We start from the raw sequence: 19,499 nt of genomic DNA, 5'->3' as shown, positions 1-19,499 counted from the left end.
CGTTGAAAGATCCGCTAAATCTTAGTCATTCATGCCGTCGTAATACACATCGATTTTGCTCAGGATCTTCTGAAGCTGTTCGTACTGTTTTTTGGTAAATCCTGTTTCGTACAGGAAGAACAGTCCTCGCCATTGTATTTTTTTGATAGAGGCCAGGAATGGCTCCCATTGCAGGGGATTATCGTCAAAGGGAACATAGACCAGCTTGGGATTTGTAGCAAGTACTTCGGGAAACGACTTAAATTGATTGTTGGAAAAATTTGCGTGATCCAATTTTTTTAATGTCGCGATAGATCTGGGCAATGAAGAAAGTTCTGCATTTTGTATACCCAGCTCTTTTAGTTCCGGCAGTTGCTGAAACAGGTCAGGTAGTTCCTTCAGTTTCGTTTCACTTTTGTAATTGCCCGATAGATATAATATGGAAAGTTGGCTCAGGCTAAAGATTTCTGCTGGAAAGGCTGTAAATAGGTGGTTGTACAGTCCAAGTTCTTCTAAGTTTTTGAGTTGTGTGAATGATGGCGGCAGTTCGGCAAGAGGGTTGTCACAGTCGAAAGCTGTTAACGCGGTAAGATTGGAAATGCTTGCTGGCAGTGATGTTAGCTTGTTTTTTCGTAGTGCCAGTTTCTTTAGGTGATGATGAGCTGTCTTGATTTCAGGAAAAACAGCTAACTCGAAATTGTCAATACCTAGTATTTCCAGTTGCGTAGCACGTTCAATGATTTGCTGCAAAATGCCGCTGTCGATAGACTTGCCGCTACCCACCGATCGAAATGACAGTTCTTTCAGTTTCGATAAGTCTGTCGTCGTCAGTTCTTCGATATTCTTGAAACGCATTTCTTTTCCTTCGATGGTTGTGGCATGGATAGGAACGGGGGCGATTGTGTAAAGGATAGGAACAGAGCTGGTTGTGGGCATCGGCACAGAGAGAGTATCTGCGGCCGAACCGTTGGTAATATAGTCTGGTTTAACGACAGGGATAAACTCCTTTGGTGGGGGTACCTGCTTTTTTCTTCTTTTCTGCGCAGCGACAGTTAACGTGAGTAGCGAAAGACTGAATACGATAATATATTTTTTCATGTTTGAATCGACGTTGTTTACATGCAAATGTGCATATTAAGATCGAATATTTTTTTACTGATTTATATCTGTCCTGCCTGATTTACGATTCGTCGACTTTGAAGCCATAGTCGACTTTGACCGCGGAACTTTAATCCTTGGCATTTCTATTATCGATGCTCATCTCATTGCACCTTTCGATCAAATAGGTCACTGGTCTTTGTTCAGCCATTGATCTATTTGATCGAATGATGTCTATATCCGAAGCGTCAGCTGATAGACTAATTTTTTTGGACATTGTTGTTAAATATCTTGATTTTCATTATTTTCATTTGGAGTTCGGTATTTGCTTATTTTAAGTATAAAGCTTATCATAATTTAAGCAATACTTTTATAGTAATGGAATAATCTAAATACATGTATGGAACTGGATACGCTCTATATCAGCATTCAAATTGAAAGAGAAAGATTAAACGCTTTTTTCGCAGCGAGACCAATGCAGGCAGCCATTGATAAGAATTGGTTGCAATGGTGGGAAAGCCGCCAGATGTATAATAAATTAGTCTTGGAAACCATTCCTACCTATTCAAAACAGTGTATCCGTGATGTCTTGGATGATTTGCTCAGAACAGCATCTTACGGAGCTATGGAACAATACGATGACACAAATCAGCGCTGGACTTTTGCAGCACTCCATTTCAGCGAAAACTATCACGAGATACTGCCAATGCTGGCTCTTTTTAAACAACTGGGCAGCTATACCGAGAGCGGTTTTGCATTGATCTTTGACTGGATGTGGGGCGGTGATACAGTGATGGCTTACGTCGATTTTAAGGGAGGCGAAGCATCGCTTGAGCCTGTGACAGCATCTTATGAGATCGAACTCAAACGTTTTGAAGAAGCGGATAGCTACTTACAGGTTCTTTCAGAAACCCTTTACGGAAATGGGCAGGATTGATGTGTATTCCCAAGGGCGTTCCGATCGTTATGTAGCGGCATAAATACAAGCAGACTTTTGTTTATTGTGTCTGAATCAGCGCGTTAGATCTATTTAAATATCATTATTTTAATTTTAATGGGTTAATTTTAAATACTTTGTAACAATAACCTGTAATCTTTAAAACTTCTATATTCAAATTCCTTGCATCCTTTTTAAAGTTTAATTACATTTGCTTTAACGATGCAAGGAAGATTCCATCAATATCTATTCAGCGTTCTGTGTGCAATACTTGTCAGTTTGGGCTGGTATTATGCATCAGCGTCAAATGAGCCTGCATCAGCCAAGCGTCATGCTGTCGAGCACTACAACAGACAGGTAAAAACCGAGGCACAGGATGTAGATGTCATCCGTAAAGGTGGACACCACCGCCACGAAAAACTCAGAGCTTTTGTCGCGGAGAAAGACGGTGAAAACGACGAGACAGGAAGTGATTCGGATACCACTAATTTATTTGCGCTTGCCAAAGAGGGTTTTGGAAATCTGAGCGCCTATATCCATCCCGCTTTTCACAATACGTGCACCGCAGTTTCGCTTGCCAATACAGAGCATCTTAGCCCATTAAAAAACGCCCTTTATATCCATTACAGTGTCTTCAGGCTGTGATTTTTAACTAATTTTTTTAAAAGAATATCAAAATGGCTTTCATTTATTTTGGAAGCTGGTCACACTATTGTTCAAATTTTTCAAAAATTATTATAAAAATATACGATCATGAAAAGCTTCATGTATATCAGCCTGTGTTTTATTGTGCTATCAACGAGCTGTCAGTCTGAAAAAAAGGAAAAGAAGGAAGCCGCAGTTTTCAACGTGACAACACCCCTGGTAAAAGACACCATTGTCAATAAAGATTATGTTGCCCAGATCCGCTCAATCAACCATATTGAACTGCGTGCGCAGGAAAAGGGCTACATCCAGTCCATATTTGTGGATGAAGGACAGTTTGTACAAAAAGGACAGCCGCTCTTTAAAATTATGCCCAACCTCTATGAGTCCGATGTCAACCGCGCAAAAGCAGAGGTCAAATATGCCGAAATCGAATATCAAAATACCAAAAATCTCTCTGAAAAAGATATCGTTGCGCCCCAGGAAACTGAGATGGCCAAAGCAAAATATGAGAAAGCTAAGGCCGAACTGGCGTCGATGAACACCCACCTCAAATTTACGGATATCGCAGCCCCATTCTCGGGTATCGTCGGTAAACTACATGTGCGCAAAGGAAGCCTGGTGGACGAGGGAGAATTGATCACCGAACTCTCTGATAATAGTAAAATGTGGGTATACTTCAATGTGCCGGAAGTGGAATACCTCAATCAGATGGAAGCCAAGAAGGACAACAGCCCCCTGCATGTTCGCCTGAACATGGCCAACGGCAAGGAATTTGGTCAGGAAGGTATTGTTGAAACGATCGAATCGGACTTCAATAATGAAACCGGAAATATTGCTTATCGGGCCACGTTCCCAAATCCAAAGGGGTTATTACGCTTTGGGGAGACGGGAAATATCGTCATTACCTCTCCTTATGTGAATGCGATGATGATCCCGCAGAAAGCCACATTTGAGGAGCTTGAAAAGAAATATGTATATGTCATCACAAAAGATAATAAAGTAAAAGCAAGGGAAATAAAGGTTGCTGCCGAACTGCCCCATATCTATGTTGTCTCTTCGGGACTGAATAAGGACGAAAAGATTCTGCTGAACGGTCTTCGCATGGTACAGGAAAATCAGACCATTGAAGCGAGGTACCAGACCCCGGAGAAAGTCATGTCAAACCTGGATTTATATGCAGAGTAATTAAAACGCAGCACTATGTTTAAAAAAGTAATTCATCGACCGGTATTTGCTATTGTCATATCGGTTGTCATCCTATTTATCGGGGGACTGGCGATCAAGCAGCTTCCTACCGAACAATTTCCGAAGATCGCACCGACCACGGTGGCGGTTTCGATAGCCTATCCGGGCGCCAGTGCGGATGTACTTGTCAAATCTTCGCTGATTACCTTAGAAAATGCCATCAATGGGGTGCAGGGCATGCGTTACATCGCCACGGACGCAACCAGTGCCGGGGAGGCGACCGTCAACGTGATCTTTGATCCGGGAACGGATCCCAACGATGCGGTGGTGCTGGTCAAAACCAGGGTGGATCAGGTGATGCCCCTCCTGCCTGAATTGGTGCAAAAGGAGGGGGTGATCGTCAATCCGATCCAGCCCAGTATGTTGATGTATGTTAACCTGTACAGTACCAGCAAAAGCATGGATGAGAAATTCCTGTACAACTATGCAACGGTCAATATCATTCCTGAAATCAACCGGATCCATGGGATCGCCAAATCCCAGATCTTGGGTAGCCGCCGTTATGCCATGCGGATCTGGTTAAATCCCGACCGCATGCGAGCCTACAACTTATCGGTGGATGAGGTAATGAAAGCGATCGGAGAGCAAAGTATCATCGGCCGGCCGGGTCGATTGGGTCAAAGCTCGGGTATCGCCGCCCAATCCCTGGAGTATGTATTGACCTATAAAGGACAGTACAATCAACCCGAAGAGTACGAAAACATTATTGTTCGCGCGAATTCGGAAGGGGAGAATATCAAACTCAAAGATGTCGGCAAAGTCGAACTGGGCAGTGAATTTTTTGATATCTACTCCAATCTGGACGGACATCCTTCGGCTTCCATTGTGCTCAAACAGAATTATGGTAGCAATGCCAATGATGTCATCAAAGATGTCAAAGCGAAGCTGGCAGAGATGAAGGGCAATTTCCCTCCTGGTATAGACTATAAGATCAGCTATGACGTATCGCAGTTTTTGGATGCCTCGATCGAACAGGTAATGCATACCCTGCGCGATGCCTTTATTTTGGTAGCTATTGTGGTGTTTATTTTTCTTGGCGACTGGCGCTCTACCCTGATCCCGATCATTGCGGTGCCGGTGTCGTTAATAGGTACATTCTTTGTCATCCAGTGGTTCGGCATGTCGATCAACTTGGTCACGCTGTTTGCACTCGTTCTGGCGATCGGAATTGTGGTGGACAATGCCATTGTCGTGATCGAAGCCGTGCATGCCAAGATGGAGGAGAGTGCGATCTCACCTTACAGTGCCGTCAAGGAAGTGATGGCTGAAATTGCAGGTGCGATCATCGCCATTACGGCGGTCATGGTGGCGGTATTTATTCCGATTTCTTTTATGACAGGCCCCGTGGGGACGTTCTACCGTCAGTTTTCAATTACCATGGCGAGTTCCATTGTGATATCGGCCGTGGTGGCGCTGACACTCACGCCGGTGCTTGCAGCCATGCTCTTGAAAAATAACCATGGAAAACCTAAAAAATCAAATCTATTTACCAAAGCGCTCGATGCCTTTAACCGTACCTTCGATCGGGTGACCGGCTCTTACGCTTCTTTTCTCCGAAAAATCGCCAGCCGTAGGATCATCACCTGGGGGATATTGATTGCGTTTTGTGTAGGCACGTTCCTGATCAACCGAACGCTTCCGGGCGGTTTTATACCGAGTGAGGATCAGGGGACGATCTATGCCATTATTCAGACGCCACCAGGATCGACGCTCGAACAGACCAATAAACTTTCCCGCGAGTTGCAGAAGATCTGTCAGGGGGTGGACGGCGTGGAGTCGGTCTCTTCCCTCGCAGGTTATGAGATCATGACCGAAGGCCGGGGTTCGAATGCCGGGACTTGTCTGATCAACCTGAAGACTTGGAGCGAACGAGAGCATTCGGTTAAAGAGATCATGGAGGAACTGGAAGAAAAATCTAAAAATCTGGGTGCAACCGTAGAGTTTTTCGAACCGCCGGCTGTTCCTGGTTTCGGTTCCTCAGGAGGTTTCTCCATGCGCTTACTCGATTTGAATAGAACCACAGACTACCAGGATTTTGATAAGGTCAACAAAGCCTTTATTGCTGAACTTAAAAAACGCAAGGAGCTGACAGGTGTGTTCACCTTTTTTGCTGCCAATTACCCGCAATATGAATTGGTGTTTGACAATAATGCCGCCATGCAAAAAGGAGTTTCTATCGGTAAGGCCATGGACAACCTCAATATCCTGATCGGTAGTACCTACGAACAGGGCTTTATCCGCTTTGGCCAATTTTTCAAAGTGTATGTGCAGTCATCACCCGAATTTAGAAGGCTGCCTTCGGATATCTTGAACCTCTATGTCAAAAATGACCATGATCAGATGGTGCCTTATTCGGCCTTCATGACCTTGAAAAAAACGCAGGGCCCCAATGAGATCACGCGTTATAATATGTACAACTCTGCTGCGATCCGCGGGCTGCCGGCCAATGGGTATACCACGGCCGATGCCATTCAGGCGATCAACGAGACTGCCCTTGCTTCCTTGCCGCATGGCTACAAAGTGGCCTGGGAGGGACTGTCCTATGATGAGGCACAACGGGGAAATGAGGCGATCTATGTCTTTTTGGTCGTATTGGTTTTTGTCTACCTGGTGTTGGCCGCACAATACGAGAGTTTTATTATTCCGTTTGCGGTATTGCTGTCGCTTCCTGTCGGTGTATTTGGCTCTTTCTTCCTATTGAAGGCCATGGGACTGGAAAACGACATTTATGCCCAGGTCGGATTGATTATGATCATTGGTTTATTGGGTAAAAATGCCGTACTGATCGTTGAATTCGCCGTCAAACGCCGTCAGGCCGGAGACACGATACTGGAAGCAGCCATCGAGGGCTCACGGGCACGGTTCAGACCGATTCTGATGACTTCATTTGCTTTTATAGCCGGACTCGTACCGCTGGTCTTTGCGAGTGGGGCCGGAGCCATCGGGAACCATACCATCGGTGCTTCTGCCCTGGGCGGTATGCTCGTCGGAACAGTCTTTGGCGTGATCGTCATTCCCGGACTCTATTACATTTTTGCAAAATTGGCTGACGGAAGAAAAATGATCCAGGCCGAAGACGATTCACCTTTAAGCGAAGACATGATACACTATGAATAAGAACAGAATATATCAATATACGGGTATCGCACTTTTCTTGCTCGGTTTTGCAGCCTGCAAACCCCTGGAAATACAACAGCGTGCCGAAAACAGAACAGTGCCGGAGAAATATGGGGTAGCTGAAAATGACTCTGTCAATACCGGAAAAATCAGATGGAACAGTTATTTCAATGATCCGCATCTACAGGAGCTGATTGGTATGGCATTGGCCAACAATCAGGAGCTCCATATTATGCTCCAGGAAATCGAGATGGCCAAAAATGAAGTCAGTGCCAAAAAGGGGGAATATTTACCCAGTGTGGGGGTAAAGGTCGGTGCCGGTGTGGACAAAGTGAGCCGCTATACCAATATTGGCGCGATGGAGAAAAATACGGAAATCGAACCGGGCAGGGAAATGCCTGAGCCGCTGTTTGATTTTGGGGTCGGTGTACAGGCAAAATGGGAAACGGATATCTGGGGCAAACTGCACAATGCGACCAAAGCACAGCTGCAGCGCTATTTTGCCAGCGTAGAAGGGAAGAACTTTATGGTGACGCACCTGATCTCCGAAATTGCGGATGCGTATTATGAGCTTCTGGCCCTGGATAATGAGCTGCTGGTCATCAATGAGAATGTGAAGATCCAAAATGACGCACTTACGGTGGTCAATGACCTGAAAAAGAATGCCCGGTCCAATAAACTTGCCATCAAAAGATTTGAGGCGCAGATCCTAAAGACTCAGGGCATGCAGTATGATATCCAGCAGCAGATAACGGAAACGGAAAATAGGATCAACTACCTGGTGGGACGGTTTCCGCAGCCGGTACAACGGGATCACGAAGCGTTTGATAAGCTTGTTCCGCAGACTGTATATACAGGTATCCCTGCTGATCTGCTGGAAAATAGGCCGGATATCAAACAGGCGGAATATGAACTGGCGGCTTCCAAACTGGATATCAAATCGGCGAAGGCACGGTTCTATCCTTCCCTGGATATTGCTGCTGGTGTAGGCTTGCAGGCTTTTGATCCGACTTACCTCATCAAACCGGAGTCTTTTCTGACCTCACTCGTCGGCGAACTGACTGCTCCCCTGATCAACAAGAGGGCGATCAAAGCGGCGTATTACAATGCCAACGCAAGACAGGTACAGGCGGTATATCATTATGAGCAAACCATACTGGGGGCTTACATCGAAGTGGCCAACCAGCTTTCCAAAATTAAAAACCTGGAGAATGGGCTGGCAATCAAGACCAAGGAGGTGGATGCGCTCAAAGAATCCATAGACATCTCCAATGACCTGTTTAAATATGCGCGGGCGGATTATATGGAGGTGTTGCTGACACAGCGCGATGCACTGGAATCCAAATTTGAACTGGTGGAAAAGAAAGCCAACCAGCTCAAAGCAAGTGTCGCCATATACCGATCCTTAGGTGGCGGATGGGATCGTCAATAATATAATTTTTGTTTTTTACTTGTTAGGGACTTATCGTATGGTAAGTCCCTTTTTGTAGTTTCATTTAATCATCAAGACCGATGAAAGCTCCCTCGGTATTAAATTTTAAATCCACCTCATTGGACAAGTCGATTTGGTAGCCATAAGGTTCTTTGTCAATCCCTTCAATAAATAGGGAGGCAGGGTATTGCTTGGTGACATAGTTCAATATCGGTGATGGAATTAATGCGTCGGGTAATTTTTGATTATTTCCGTCGATATCGGTCCAGTTGCCATCTTTGTCGAGATCGATCTCGATGCCGCTGGTCAATCTGACTTCATAGAGGCTACCGTCTGTATCGGCATTGTTTTTTCGCGTAACGCTGGCTACTGTGTTTACTCCAAAATGAGTTTCAATCATCGTTTTACCTGCCTGCGGCAATTCGGCATAGCTTGTTGTTGTTTCAATCGGATCGTCTTTGTCACATGCCATAAATGTCAATGCGCTGCCTGTCATTAGGACAGCGGCTAACCAAGTTAATTTCTTCATATTTGCTATTTTACTAAATTCTATTACATCTGTTGTTGACTTGTTTTCTGTCGTGCAGGCTGTCTTAAGCCTGGAAACAGAAAATGCTACAGGGTAAAGTTTCAGATAGATTCTGGAAACATTTGGGAAAGAAACTTGGAAGCTAAATAAATAAGCGGATAAATCTACAATTCGATTTGATTGAATTTATGGGTAACCACCTTTGCGTATTGTTCCTTATATTCCTCAGTTAAAAAGCTACGATCAATCCAAATGGGAATTTTATCGGCATGTTTTGAAAAGTCGCTGTAGATATTATTCCGAACTAAATCAGAAATTCCTAAACTTGAAGCGAATTGGTTAAAGTCAGATTGCTTAATCTTTCTTTTGCGACCTCCCAACGTTAAGGCCATATCGTCCTTGTCTTTCGGGAAGATCAAGTTCACATTTAGGAGATCATACGCAGGCGATAGTAAAATATTGTTATTATGATGGATTAATGAAAAGTTTTTTAGGTGCATGTCATTATTACCAGTGAGGAAACTAAACAGCACTAATCTAAAGTATTTGATAGCATCTAGTCCGGAATTTGTAGCAAATTGTCTGATGATTTTCCCCACTCGCTCATAAGAGCTATTGTATTTTTGCTCTGTCAGTAGCTGCGATAATTGGCATAAATCTTCAATATGAATTTTCTTCCCCTTTTCTCGGTCAAATCGTTTTGTGATATATGCTAATTCTCCAGTAGCTGTTCGTATCAGGGAGTGCTCAGCAGTTTCTATTTTAAATAGCTTAGCCAAATGCATTGTTAAATCTTCTACTTCAGGCATAAAAAGAAAATCTGTAGATTGGGGCTTAAGGATATATTCTCCCCATAAGCCGACAAGTGTTAGTCGTTTACTACCCTTTTCCCCATTTAAACTAAGTGATATCTTGGGTTGCACGCCGGTTAACGCCAGTCTTTCATTTACTGTTATTTGAGCTAATTTATTTAATTTTTCCCTATCTAATTCCAGATAAGGAACTTGGGCTGTGCCAAAAAACTTTTTTGAGCATGCAATATGGTATTCCCCACTTTCAACTGGCTGGTAGCAAAATAAACAATTAAGCATGATCTTCCGCCTCCATCGGATAGACGGAAACGGCCCCGATGGTGTCCCGGCATAGATTAATCAATAATTCAAAGCGGTCTCGGGGATTGAGTTTCCAATACTTTTCACCTATTTCCAATAACCATCCCTCTGGAATCAGACCGTCAAAAAAGGGAAAAAGCACATTGCTGTGGTACGCGTGTTCCGAAATCGGTAGGGTTAAACTGATAGGCTTAGGATCGGCTGTTCTGATATAATTTTGATCGTAGTTAAATGAATAACCACGATCGGTTTCAATTAGATATCCTGCTAATTGATCTTGAAAATATATTTTTGCTTCACGCGCCATTATGCTCTAATTTTATCCACTACGCCAACCTCTTTACCAAATAAAGCTAATACATCATTTACTTTATCTAACCGAAGTGTTTTTTTTCCTTGTTCAAGGTCACGGACAAAACGTAAACCTACCCCAGCATTAAATGCCAAATCTTCTTGAGTAAGCTTTAGTTCCTTTCGTTTTTGTTTTACAAATAATTGCAATGAATCCATATCTATACCTTTTCTGATATAAATATAAGTAAAAACAAATTATTTATACCACTTCGGGTATAGATTATTTGCCTTTGCTGTTTTTTATACCTTATCGGGGTTATTTTTTAAATCTTATTTGTCCTATCAAACTATTTTCGCCCTGTACTGTCTTCTAATAAAAAAGTTATGGAAAAATCTTGTTTTAAAAAGATCGCGCGCTATGGCCTAGGTGCATTTTTGGTCGTCGCGGGAATTGGTCACCTCACTTTTGCCCGAAAGGAATTTCAGGCGCAGGTACCGGATTGGGTACCGATCTCTAAAGACGATACGGTGGTCTATTCCGGTTTTGCTGAAATTGCCCTGGGCACGGCGCTGCTATTGGCCAGGGGTAAACAGCGTGCTGCCGTGGGTAAAATTGCAGCGGCTTTTTTTGTTGCGGTGTTTCCGGGCAATATCGCACAATATACTGAACATCGGGATGGTTTCGGACTTGACAGCGATGGGAAGCGCCTTGCCCGTTTATTTTTCCAGCCAGTATTGGTTGCCTGGGCGTTAAAGAGTACGAGCAAACGAAAATAGCTTATAGAATCAGGTATGGAAAACGTAGAAGTATGGATGCGGGGACCGATTGCAGGGATTCCCGATCTTTTGCAGCCGGTGGCTCATGCGCTGCTGCAGGCAGAAGAGGATATTGTAAAATATACCACGCAGCTGTCATCTGAGCAGCTCTGGGCTCGTCCCTGTGGAAATGCCAGCATTGGATTTCACTTGTTGCATATCGGCGGTGTGATCGACCGCATGTTTACCTATGCTGCGGGCAAAGCGCTGTCTGCTGGGCAGTTCGATTACCTTCGGCAGGAAGGTGTCGTGGATATGGAGCTTGATGTAGCTACTTTAGTCGAAAACTTACAGCTGCAAATTGAGCAGGCCTTGCAGCGCTTATCTGAAATTGACCCTGGGACCCTGACAGAACAACGTTTTTTGGGAAGAAAACGTATTCCAACGACCCTGATCGGTCTCTTGTTTCATGCGGCAGAACATGCACAGCGCCATGTTGGACAGCTATTAGTCACTGTCCGCTGCGTAAAATAGGGGCGTGCCGAATGCTTTTTCTGGCAAGGTGTTGATAGACAGTGGCTCCATCGGTGTATGGGGAGCCGAGAGCTGGATAAGGGCATCCATAGAGGCAGTGGACGGCTGTGGACTGCAAGGGATTAATTCTTAATTTCGTATACTTGCAAGATTCCATTGGGAAATACATGATTTTTATAACCCCATATAAAGATAAACTCCGTTTATGCAGATACTTTTGGTAGAGGACGATCGTCGTATCAGTAGCTTTGTGGTGAAAGGACTGGAAGAATTGGGCCATCGGGTCATTTTGGCGGAATCCGCGGAGGCGGCGCGGGAATGGGTCCATGCCGAATCCCTGGATATCGTGGTATTGGATATTATGTTGCCGGGAATCGATGGGATCCAGTTTACAAAAATGCTGCGCTACCGCAAAAACTATATTCCGATTCTGATCTTAAGCGCGCTGGGTGAAATTGAAGATAAAGTCGATGCCCTGGAAAGTGGTGCCGACGATTACCTGGTCAAACCTTTTTCGTTTAAGGAGCTCGTCAGCCGCATCAAAGCGCTGGTGCGCCGGGACAGTTATAAAAATATAGTTAATGACACCTGCATCGAAATTCGTGACCTCAAAGTAGACCTGGACCGTTATGAAGTCTATAAAGGCGGTGCAAATGTGGATCTGTCCCCCAAAGAATTTAAGCTCCTTAAGTATCTGATCGAAAACCGCAATAAAACACTTTCGCGTACCGCTATCTTGCAGGCGGTCTGGGGAATTGATTTTGACAATAATACAAATGTTGTGGATGTGTACGTCTCTTATCTGCGGGGTAAGGTGGATGACAGAACTGATACATCCATTATCAAGACGGTCAAAGGGGTTGGTTACATGCTCAAAACAGACTGACGATGAACCTCAAGATCAGATTGACACTTTTTTCTTCATTGGTCTTCACGATCATTTTTGGACTTGCCACGCTGGTCATCTATTGGATATTCTATAATTCTTCGGAACGCCATCTGATCAGTTCGCTGGAAAAAAATGCAAAGATTGCCGGGATCTACTACCTGGAAGCGGATGAACAGAGTCCTTTGAAACACCTGGAGTCTAAAAATCAATACGAAAGTCTGGTCAAGCGGGCCATGGTAGCAGTCTATAATGCCGAGGGCCGGGTAAGCTACGGTGGCTTGAAGTCGGATAGTCAAATCAATAAAAGCTTGCTGACGCAGCTGAAATCACAAAAAAAAGTTTATTTTAAAACGGAGGATAGCTTTTATTTCGGTCTATATTATCCAGATAATCAGGGTGATTTTTTTGTGTTTGTCAAGGAGTCAAATGCGGATTTCAGCCATCAGTTGAACCGCCTGCTTTTTATTCTCGTGCTTGTTTTTCTGGTTGCCCTGATCAGTATCGTCCTGCTGTCGGTCTGGCTGAGCAAATATGCTTATCTGCCCATTCGGAATGTCATTCAGGAAATCCGGCATAAGGATTTAAATACCATCCAGGAGCCGCTCACGGTCATCAGGACGAAGGATGAGCTGCAGGACCTGATCGAAAGCTACAATGCGCTCCTGCGACGGATCAGTGAAAACATGATCATCCGAAAGAATTTTGTGAGTTACGTCTCCCATGAGTTCCGCACACCTCTTGCCGGTATTCTGGGATCGATGGAGGTTTTTGGGACGAAAGCCCGCAGTCAGGCGGAGTATCAGGAGCTGGCAGCAACAATCACCGAACACGTCAATTTTCTGAACCAGCTTATCGGTAATTTTCTGTTGCTGACGGAAGACCGGGCCCTGACGCGCTCCATGGAGGTCTTTCGCATAGATGAGGTGGTATGGGACCTGGTGCCTAAGTTTAAGCGCACATTTTCCGTACCCCTGAAAATTGAGCTACAGGTGGATGAACCGCATTATTTTAATTTTCGGGGCAATCGCATGCTCCTGGCATTGTCGATTTCCAATCTGATCGAAAACGCGCTTAAATACGCCAATGGTCAGGAAGTGCTGGTCCGCATGACAACAGTCGATGAGCGTTTGTCCCTGGAGATCATTGATCAGGGTATCGGAATTCCGCAGGCGGAACTGGAGGCGGTGAAGCAGACCTTTTACCGCGCAACAAATGTCGGAAAAGTCAAGGGCAGTGGCATCGGTCTTTCTTTTGCGCAGATCGTTTTTAAAGACCAGGGCGTAGACTTTGCTATCCGTTCCGATGAACGCGGGACAACGGTATCGCTGCTGTTTCCAAAATTCTAATCTTTCTCTAATCTCTTCTAATCAAACTTTAATTTACCTTAAAGTTGCCTGTAATTCCTGTCGCTTAGTTTTGTGGAAATACAAAATAGAGTGAGAAAAATACGCATTGCATTACTTATTCTTCTTGGCCTGAATAGCAGGCTATCTGCACAGGAAATGCCCGAAAACCGTTTGCAAAAATCGGAAATAGAACAAGTCTTCTTAACACACAACCTGGCCCTGATGGCACAGCGTTTTCAGCTAAAGCAGGCTGACGCAGCGATCCTGCAAGCTAAGCTGTGGCCCAACCCTAAGATCTCCATCGGCGAGGTCAACCTCTGGAAAAACTCTTCCAGCGAGGAAATGCCGGCATTGATCGGGAACTACGGACGGTACCAACAGGTGGCCGTGGAATTGGAGCAGACGATTGAACTGGCCGGCAAAAGAAAAAAACGGGTACAGCTGCAACTCCTCGAAAAGGAGAATGCACAACTTCAGTTTGAGGAATTGCTCCGGAACCTGAAATATGACCTTCGCAGTCAATGCCTGGAGCTGCAGGTGCTGCAGGAAAAGGAGCGCCTCTACGCCAATCAGGTTGGAATCTTTCATCAATTGACGCAGTCTTACCGGAACCAGTGGAAGGAAGGCAACGTCAGCGAAATGGACTATCTCCGCATCCAGAGCGAGTCCATTGCTTTTGGGAATAAACTGAATGAAATCCAGCAGGATAGAATTGTAAAAATGAACGATGTCGCACGTTATCTGGGGGCGAAAGGAAAGGCGCTTTCCATTGTGGATACCATAGGCAATCCGGCCTTTATTGCGAATAGACAAAACGAATGGAAAGTCATGGCCCTGGATAATCGTGGTGATTATAAAATCATCCACAATGAATTTAAGAAAGGTCAGGCCCAGCTGGAAATAGAGAAAGCCGAACGTGTGCCCAACCTCGATGTTTCGGTGAATTATGATCGGGGCGGCAATATTATGCGTGATTTTATCGGTCTGGGCCTGTCCATGGACCTGCCCCTGTTTAATAGAAACCAGGGGAATATCAAGATCGCCAAGCTGGAACTGGAAAAAAACAAGGTCGAAATCGAGCAGTCCCGAATCGATATCGAACGTGAGATTGATTTTCTTTCGGCACGTCTTAGTAACCTGGAATCTAGCCTGAAGGCTACAGATAATGGATTTGACGGTAGATTGGATGTAGCCCTAGAACGCTACGTCCGAAATTTTCAGGAACGCAGACTGACGATTGTTGAGTTTATAGATTTTATCAATAATTATATGGAAAACAAAGAATCAATATTGGAACGAAAGGCAAAATATCTTCAGTATGGCGAAGAACTGAGCTATTTAGTCGGAAAGGATATCGTCCAATGAAAGGGAATGTTGTAATGCTGATGACGCTTTTGTCCATCTATCTCCTGTTGGGCTGTCAGTCATCGCAAAAGGAGGAACAGCAGATTGTGGGGACAAAAAACTTTTGCCTCAGTGATGATTTCAAAAACCATATTAAAATTGATTCAATCCAAAAGCGGGATGTGTCCGAACAGATTGCCTTAAATGGCGCAATTCAATACAACCAGGATGAACTTGCGGCATTGAGGAGCCCGATTCAGGGTATGGTGCAATCCGTCGCTGTAAACGTGGGTGATTATGTGGAGAAAGGGCAGGTGCTGATCGCACTCAAAGGGACTTCGGTCAATGATCTGGGCAAGGAACTCCGCGAACTGGAAAATAGCCGACGTCTGACGGAAAGTAAAGTGAATAGTTTACGCAGCATGCTGAAAGACGGGATGGCTTCCCAACGTGAGCTGGAGGAAATGGAGAGCGAACTGAAATCGGTGGAGATCGGGATCCGGAACGTAAAGGCAAATATGAAGCTGTTGAACGGATCGGCCGAAAATGGTATTTTCTATATCCGTGCGCCCAAAGCGGGGTATATCATTGACAAAAAGGTGAGTCCGGGCATGACGGTGGGCGACGATACGGATCTAATGTCAATCAGCAACCTGAATGAGGTCTGGGTGACTGTCAATATTTACGCAAATAACTTACCCTTTGTCAAAAATGGGGCGCATGTCAGGATCACAACACTGGCCTATAAAGGGGAATATTTTGAAGGCTATATCGATCAGGTGGCCAACTTTTTTGATCCCGAAGAACGGGTGGTCAAAGCGCGTGTCAAGCTGCTCAATAAGGATCTGAGGCTCAAACCGGGCATGAGTGTGGACGTATTGGTGGAGAAAGGATCCGCAGGGCAGAAACAAAACTTGCTGGCGATCCCCAAAGATGCGGTGATCCTGCATAACAACCAGAATTATGTCGTGATCTACAAAAGTGACTGTGATTTATCCTTGAAAGCTGTCGATATCGTATCGGAAAACGAAACCTATGCTTTCGTCGAAACGGGTCTGGAAGAGGGGGACCGCGTATTGACAGAAAATGAACTGATTGTATTTGATGAATTGATGAACAGATAGGATGAAGAAAGTTGTACAAAATATCGTTTCATTTTCACTGAAACATTCCCTGGTAGTGCTATTTTTTACGCTGGCTTTATTGTTCGGCGGAATTTACGCTTACCTCCATACACCGATCGAAGCATTCCCGGACGTGACCAATACCCGTGTCCGGATCATCACGCAATGGCCGGGACGTAGTGCCGAAGAAATCGAGAAATTCGTCACGCTGCCCGTCACCAAGGAAATGAACACCATCCCGAAAAAGACGGATGTACGGTCGATCTCCCTGTTTGGGCTCTCTGTCGTCACGGTCCAGTTTGAGGATGGAGTGGAAGACTTCTATGCGCAGCAATATGCCGGCAACAAGATGCGTTCCATTGAGCTGCCGGAAGGAGCGGAGAGCTCCATCGAACCACCGTCGGGTGCCACGGGAGAAATCTTCCGCTATGTGGTCAAGAGCAACCTGCCGATCAAGGAGGTATCTGCCATTCAGGACTGGGTGATCGAACGGGAGCTCGTCGGGGTGCCGGGCGTAGCGGATGTCGTGAGCTTCGGCGGTGAAGAAAAGATCTATGAAATAAAGATCAATCCAACGGAACTGGCCAACTACAACCTGTCCCCATTGGATGTATATGAGGCGGTATCGCGCTCAAATATCAATGTGGGCGGAGATGTGATACAAAAAGGAAATCAGGCCTATGTGGTACGTGGTGTGGGCTTGCTGGATAAAATAGAAGATATTGGCAATATTTTGATCAAAGTGGTGGGTAATACGCCCATCCTGGTCAAGCATGTGGCTGAGATCGAACTGGGTGCCAAACCGCGGCTCGGACAGGTAGGGCTCAATCAGGAGGATGATCTGGTACAGGGTATCGTTATTATGCTCCGGGGTGAAAATCCATCAGCGGTAGTGACACGCCTGAAAGAAAAAATTGAGGAACTGAACGGCCGTATCTTACCTGAAAATGTCAAGATCGAACCGGTGATTGACCGCACAAAATTGGTGAATAATACGGTACATACGGTGTCGAAAAACCTGATTGAGGGCGTTATCCTGGTTTCGATCATTGTCTTTATCTTTTTGAACAACTGGAAGACGACCTTTATTGTGGCCTCGGTGATTCCATTGGCCTTCTTGTTTGCGATTATTTTATTGAAAATACAGGGTTTGCCGGCGAATCTGATTTCCATGGGGGCACTGGACTTTGGTCTATTGCTCGAGGGCACGCTGGTGATCGTGGAGACGGTTTTTGTCTCCCTGGAAAAGGAGGCGCACCGGCTGGGGACGGCCCGTTTCAACAAGGTATCCAAACTGGGGATCATTAAAAAAAGTGCGGGTTCGGTGGCGGGGTATATCTTTTTTGCCTTACTGATACTGATTGTCGCACTGACACCGATTTTCTCTTTTCAAAAGGTGGAAGGAAAGATGTTTTCGCCATTGGCCTTTACCCTCGGCTATGCCCTGCTGGGCTCCCTGGTCCTGAGTCTGACCTATGTGCCTGCAATGTGTAAGTATCTGCTGAAGACGAATATCAAAGAGGATGATAATAAAATAACTAGGGTCAGCCGAAAGGTAATTTTTAGTGGGTTCAAAAAAGCTTTTGATCATCCAAAACGGACCTTGACGCTTTTTGGACTGGTGCTGGTTGTTTGTATGGTGCGCTTTAGCCATTACGGTTCGGAATTCCTGCCCAAGCTCAATGAAGGGGCCATTTATGTCCGTGCGACATTGCCCAATAGTGTCAACCTGGAGGAATCGGTCAAGTTGACGAAAACAATGAAAACCAAATTGATCAAGCAGTTTGATGAGATTGATTTTATTATGACGCAGACGGGTAGACCCAATGACGGAACGGATCCGACGGGGTTTTTTAATATCGAATTTAACATTGAACTGAAACCGGAGGGGGAGTGGAAGCGGAAAATATCGAAAGAGAAACTGATCGGGCAGATGCGCGATAGCCTGCAGACTTTTCCGGGAATCAATTTTGGTTTTAGCCAACCGATTCAGGACAATGTGGAGGAATATGTGGCCGGCGTAAAAAGTCCGCTGGTGATCAAGATTTTTGGTGAGAACTTGCAGGATCTGGAGAACAAGGCCAATAAATTTGCTGAATCGCTCAAGAAGGTAGCAGGAATCACGGATGTGAATGTATTTAAAAATATTGGTCTGCCCGAACTGCGGATTCAGCTGCACGACTCCAAGATGGCGAAGTATGGGGTGTCGACCAGAGATGTGCAGTCGGTCATCGAGATGACCATCGGAGGACAGTCCGTGACGCATTTTTACGACAATGAGCGCATATTTGATGTACGCCTGCGCTTTCAGAAACAGTACCGGGACAGCCCCGAAAAGATCGGAAACATCATTATTCCGACGATGAATGACCAGAAGGTGCCGCTGCGGGAAATCGCAACTATAGACTATCATACGGGACCGGCCTTTATCTACCGCGATGGGAATTCGCGCTATATCGGTGTTGGATTTAATATTGAAGGCAGGGATCTGGGCAGTACCATCGCGGATGCGAAAAAACAGATCGCGACTGACATTAAATTGCCCAAGTCGTACAAGGTTGTCTGGGCCGGTGAGTTTGAAAGCAAGGAAAGGGCCACTAAACAGCTGATGAACGTGGTGCCGGTTTCCCTGCTATTGATCTTGCTCTTGCTCTACGCCAATTTTGGCAATCTTAAAGATACGCTGATCTCCTCCCTGACGCTTGCCTTTGCATTTATCGGTGGGTTTGTATCCCTATGGATGACGGGGACGACATTCGGGATCTCGGCCGGTATCGGTTTTATTATTCTCTTTGGCGTGGCAACGATCGACGGAATTGTCTTAATAGGCGTCATGAAGGAAAATCTGCTGCACAAGATGGGCTTGAAACCTGCTATTTATGAAGCCGTAAAAAGCCGGATCCGGCCGATCTTAATGATTGCACTCATGGGAGCGATGGGCTTATTGCCAGCTGCCCTGTCCAATGGCATGGGATCTGAAATCCAGAAACCCTTGGCTATTATGATTGTCGGCGGCTTGATTATCTGTATGATTCTTTCGTTTTCCATTCTCCCGATTGTCTTCTACTACGCTTACAAAAGAGAAAATAGAGATTAAGCACCCATTTTTTATTCA

General features: G+C 45.2%; 18 protein-coding genes. 12 read left to right on the top strand and 6 right to left on the bottom strand.

Going from position 1 to position 19,499, the window contains the following annotated elements:
- Positions 1-21: 21 nt before the first annotated feature.
- Both G6053_RS22410 and G6053_RS22405 read right to left on the bottom strand, forming a co-directional pair.
- Positions 22-1,077 carry a hypothetical protein gene (locus G6053_RS22410; protein ID WP_165308545.1) on the bottom strand — a complete coding sequence of 352 codons (1,056 nt, stop codon included), beginning with the start codon at positions 1,075-1,077 and terminating at the stop codon, positions 22-24.
- Positions 1,078-1,207: 130 nt separating this feature from the next.
- Entirely contained in the window at positions 1,208-1,354 is a 147-nt protein-coding gene (locus G6053_RS22405; protein WP_165308544.1) for a hypothetical protein, read from the bottom strand.
- 123 nt (positions 1,355-1,477) lie between these two features.
- On the opposite strand from G6053_RS22405, the gene G6053_RS22400 reads away from it, so the two are divergent.
- The 5 genes from G6053_RS22400 (at position 1,478) to G6053_RS22380 (ending at position 8,456) form a co-directional block, all read left to right on the top strand.
- Positions 1,478-2,014, top strand: coding sequence for a hypothetical protein (locus G6053_RS22400; RefSeq protein ID WP_165308543.1), 537 nt, complete (start codon positions 1,478-1,480; stop codon positions 2,012-2,014).
- A 222-nt stretch (positions 2,015-2,236) separates the two neighbouring features.
- Complete coding sequence (locus G6053_RS22395) at positions 2,237-2,659, top strand: hypothetical protein (protein WP_165308542.1); 423 nt, start codon at positions 2,237-2,239, stop codon at positions 2,657-2,659.
- Positions 2,660-2,767: 108 nt separating this feature from the next.
- The gene (locus G6053_RS22390; RefSeq protein ID WP_165308541.1) at positions 2,768-3,847 is read left to right on the top strand and encodes an efflux RND transporter periplasmic adaptor subunit; all 1,080 of its coding nucleotides are present in this window, start codon (positions 2,768-2,770) and stop codon (positions 3,845-3,847) included.
- 15 nt (positions 3,848-3,862) lie between these two features.
- Entirely contained in the window at positions 3,863-7,024 is a 3,162-nt protein-coding gene (locus G6053_RS22385; protein ID WP_165308540.1) for an efflux RND transporter permease subunit, read from the top strand.
- A complete protein-coding gene (locus G6053_RS22380; protein ID WP_165308539.1) occupies positions 7,017-8,456 on the top strand; it encodes an efflux transporter outer membrane subunit in 1,440 nt (479 codons plus the stop codon). Before G6053_RS22385 ends, G6053_RS22380 begins: the two co-directional genes overlap by 8 nt.
- A 64-nt stretch (positions 8,457-8,520) precedes the next feature.
- Here G6053_RS22380 and G6053_RS22375 read toward each other — a convergent pair whose 3' ends face one another.
- From G6053_RS22375 to G6053_RS22360, 4 genes are all read right to left on the bottom strand, one after another.
- Complete coding sequence (locus G6053_RS22375) at positions 8,521-8,985, bottom strand: PepSY-like domain-containing protein (protein ID WP_165308538.1); 465 nt, start codon at positions 8,983-8,985, stop codon at positions 8,521-8,523.
- A 164-nt stretch (positions 8,986-9,149) separates the two neighbouring features.
- Positions 9,150-10,076: a HipA domain-containing protein gene (locus G6053_RS22370; protein WP_165308537.1), complete on the bottom strand. Its 927-nt coding sequence runs from the start codon at positions 10,074-10,076 to the stop codon at positions 9,150-9,152.
- Complete coding sequence (locus G6053_RS22365; protein WP_108635609.1) at positions 10,069-10,404, bottom strand: HipA N-terminal domain-containing protein; 336 nt, start codon at positions 10,402-10,404, stop codon at positions 10,069-10,071. Before G6053_RS22365 ends, G6053_RS22370 begins: the two co-directional genes overlap by 8 nt.
- A complete protein-coding gene (locus tag G6053_RS22360) occupies positions 10,404-10,607 on the bottom strand; it encodes a type II toxin-antitoxin system Y4mF family antitoxin (protein WP_108635610.1) in 204 nt (67 codons plus the stop codon). Before G6053_RS22360 ends, G6053_RS22365 begins: the two co-directional genes overlap by 1 nt.
- A gap of 168 nt (positions 10,608-10,775) precedes the next feature.
- Here G6053_RS22360 and G6053_RS22355 point away from each other — a divergent pair, with 168 nt between their 5' ends.
- The 7 genes from G6053_RS22355 to G6053_RS22325 all read left to right on the top strand — a co-directional run bounded on the left by G6053_RS22355 (position 10,776) and on the right by G6053_RS22325 (position 19,481).
- Positions 10,776-11,168 (top strand): hypothetical protein, encoded by a 393-nt coding sequence (locus G6053_RS22355; RefSeq protein WP_165308536.1) that lies wholly within the window; start codon positions 10,776-10,778, stop codon positions 11,166-11,168.
- 15 nt (positions 11,169-11,183) lie between these two features.
- Positions 11,184-11,681 carry a DinB family protein gene (locus G6053_RS22350; protein WP_165308535.1) on the top strand — a complete coding sequence of 166 codons (498 nt, stop codon included), beginning with the start codon at positions 11,184-11,186 and terminating at the stop codon, positions 11,679-11,681.
- A 205-nt stretch (positions 11,682-11,886) separates the two neighbouring features.
- Positions 11,887-12,567: a response regulator transcription factor gene (locus tag G6053_RS22345; protein ID WP_165308534.1), complete on the top strand. Its 681-nt coding sequence runs from the start codon at positions 11,887-11,889 to the stop codon at positions 12,565-12,567.
- A 2-nt stretch (positions 12,568-12,569) separates the two neighbouring features.
- Positions 12,570-13,916 carry a HAMP domain-containing sensor histidine kinase gene (locus G6053_RS22340; RefSeq protein ID WP_108635613.1) on the top strand — a complete coding sequence of 449 codons (1,347 nt, stop codon included), beginning with the start codon at positions 12,570-12,572 and terminating at the stop codon, positions 13,914-13,916.
- A gap of 90 nt (positions 13,917-14,006) precedes the next feature.
- The gene (locus G6053_RS22335) at positions 14,007-15,281 is read left to right on the top strand and encodes a TolC family protein (RefSeq protein ID WP_165308533.1); all 1,275 of its coding nucleotides are present in this window, start codon (positions 14,007-14,009) and stop codon (positions 15,279-15,281) included.
- Positions 15,278-16,384 carry an efflux RND transporter periplasmic adaptor subunit gene (locus G6053_RS22330; protein WP_165308532.1) on the top strand — a complete coding sequence of 369 codons (1,107 nt, stop codon included), beginning with the start codon at positions 15,278-15,280 and terminating at the stop codon, positions 16,382-16,384. Before G6053_RS22335 ends, G6053_RS22330 begins: the two co-directional genes overlap by 4 nt.
- A 1-nt stretch (position 16,385) precedes the next feature.
- On the top strand, positions 16,386-19,481 hold the full coding sequence (locus G6053_RS22325; protein WP_165308531.1) for a CusA/CzcA family heavy metal efflux RND transporter: 3,096 nt from the start codon (positions 16,386-16,388) through the stop codon (positions 19,479-19,481).
- Positions 19,482-19,499: the final 18 nt, after the last annotated feature.

The organism is Sphingobacterium sp. DR205 (assembly GCF_011064245.1).
In the GTDB taxonomy this organism is placed as follows: Bacteria; Bacteroidota; Bacteroidia; order Sphingobacteriales; family Sphingobacteriaceae; genus Sphingobacterium; species Sphingobacterium athyrii.
Note: the sequence above shows the minus strand (reverse complement) of the source record. Positions and strands in the feature narration are given on the sequence as shown.

What these genes read in the sequence shown, in the direction of transcription:
- G6053_RS22400 (WP_165308543.1), top strand. Translation starts at nt 1,478, where the DNA reads ATGGAACTGGATACGCTCTATATCAGCATTCAAATTGAAAGAGAAAGA.
- G6053_RS22380 (WP_165308539.1), top strand. Translation starts at nt 7,017, where the DNA reads ATGAATAAGAACAGAATATATCAATATACGGGTATCGCACTTTTCTTG.
- G6053_RS22395 (WP_165308542.1), top strand. Translation starts at nt 2,237, where the DNA reads ATGCAAGGAAGATTCCATCAATATCTATTCAGCGTTCTGTGTGCAATA.
- G6053_RS22330 (WP_165308532.1), top strand. Translation starts at nt 15,278, where the DNA reads ATGAAAGGGAATGTTGTAATGCTGATGACGCTTTTGTCCATCTATCTC.
- G6053_RS22340 (WP_108635613.1), top strand. Translation starts at nt 12,570, where the DNA reads ATGAACCTCAAGATCAGATTGACACTTTTTTCTTCATTGGTCTTCACG.
- G6053_RS22375 (WP_165308538.1), bottom strand. Translation starts at nt 8,985, where the DNA reads ATGAAGAAATTAACTTGGTTAGCCGCTGTCCTAATGACAGGCAGCGCA.
- G6053_RS22360 (WP_108635610.1), bottom strand. Translation starts at nt 10,607, where the DNA reads ATGGATTCATTGCAATTATTTGTAAAACAAAAACGAAAGGAACTAAAG.
- G6053_RS22410 (WP_165308545.1), bottom strand. Translation starts at nt 1,077, where the DNA reads ATGAAAAAATATATTATCGTATTCAGTCTTTCGCTACTCACGTTAACT.
- G6053_RS22385 (WP_165308540.1), top strand. Translation starts at nt 3,863, where the DNA reads ATGTTTAAAAAAGTAATTCATCGACCGGTATTTGCTATTGTCATATCG.
- G6053_RS22350 (WP_165308535.1), top strand. Translation starts at nt 11,184, where the DNA reads ATGGAAAACGTAGAAGTATGGATGCGGGGACCGATTGCAGGGATTCCC.
- G6053_RS22355 (WP_165308536.1), top strand. Translation starts at nt 10,776, where the DNA reads ATGGAAAAATCTTGTTTTAAAAAGATCGCGCGCTATGGCCTAGGTGCA.
- G6053_RS22370 (WP_165308537.1), bottom strand. Translation starts at nt 10,076, where the DNA reads ATGCTTAATTGTTTATTTTGCTACCAGCCAGTTGAAAGTGGGGAATAC.
- G6053_RS22325 (WP_165308531.1), top strand. Translation starts at nt 16,386, where the DNA reads ATGAAGAAAGTTGTACAAAATATCGTTTCATTTTCACTGAAACATTCC.
- G6053_RS22365 (WP_108635609.1), bottom strand. Translation starts at nt 10,404, where the DNA reads ATGGCGCGTGAAGCAAAAATATATTTTCAAGATCAATTAGCAGGATAT.
- G6053_RS22345 (WP_165308534.1), top strand. Translation starts at nt 11,887, where the DNA reads ATGCAGATACTTTTGGTAGAGGACGATCGTCGTATCAGTAGCTTTGTG.
- G6053_RS22405 (WP_165308544.1), bottom strand. Translation starts at nt 1,354, where the DNA reads ATGTCCAAAAAAATTAGTCTATCAGCTGACGCTTCGGATATAGACATC.
- G6053_RS22390 (WP_165308541.1), top strand. Translation starts at nt 2,768, where the DNA reads ATGAAAAGCTTCATGTATATCAGCCTGTGTTTTATTGTGCTATCAACG.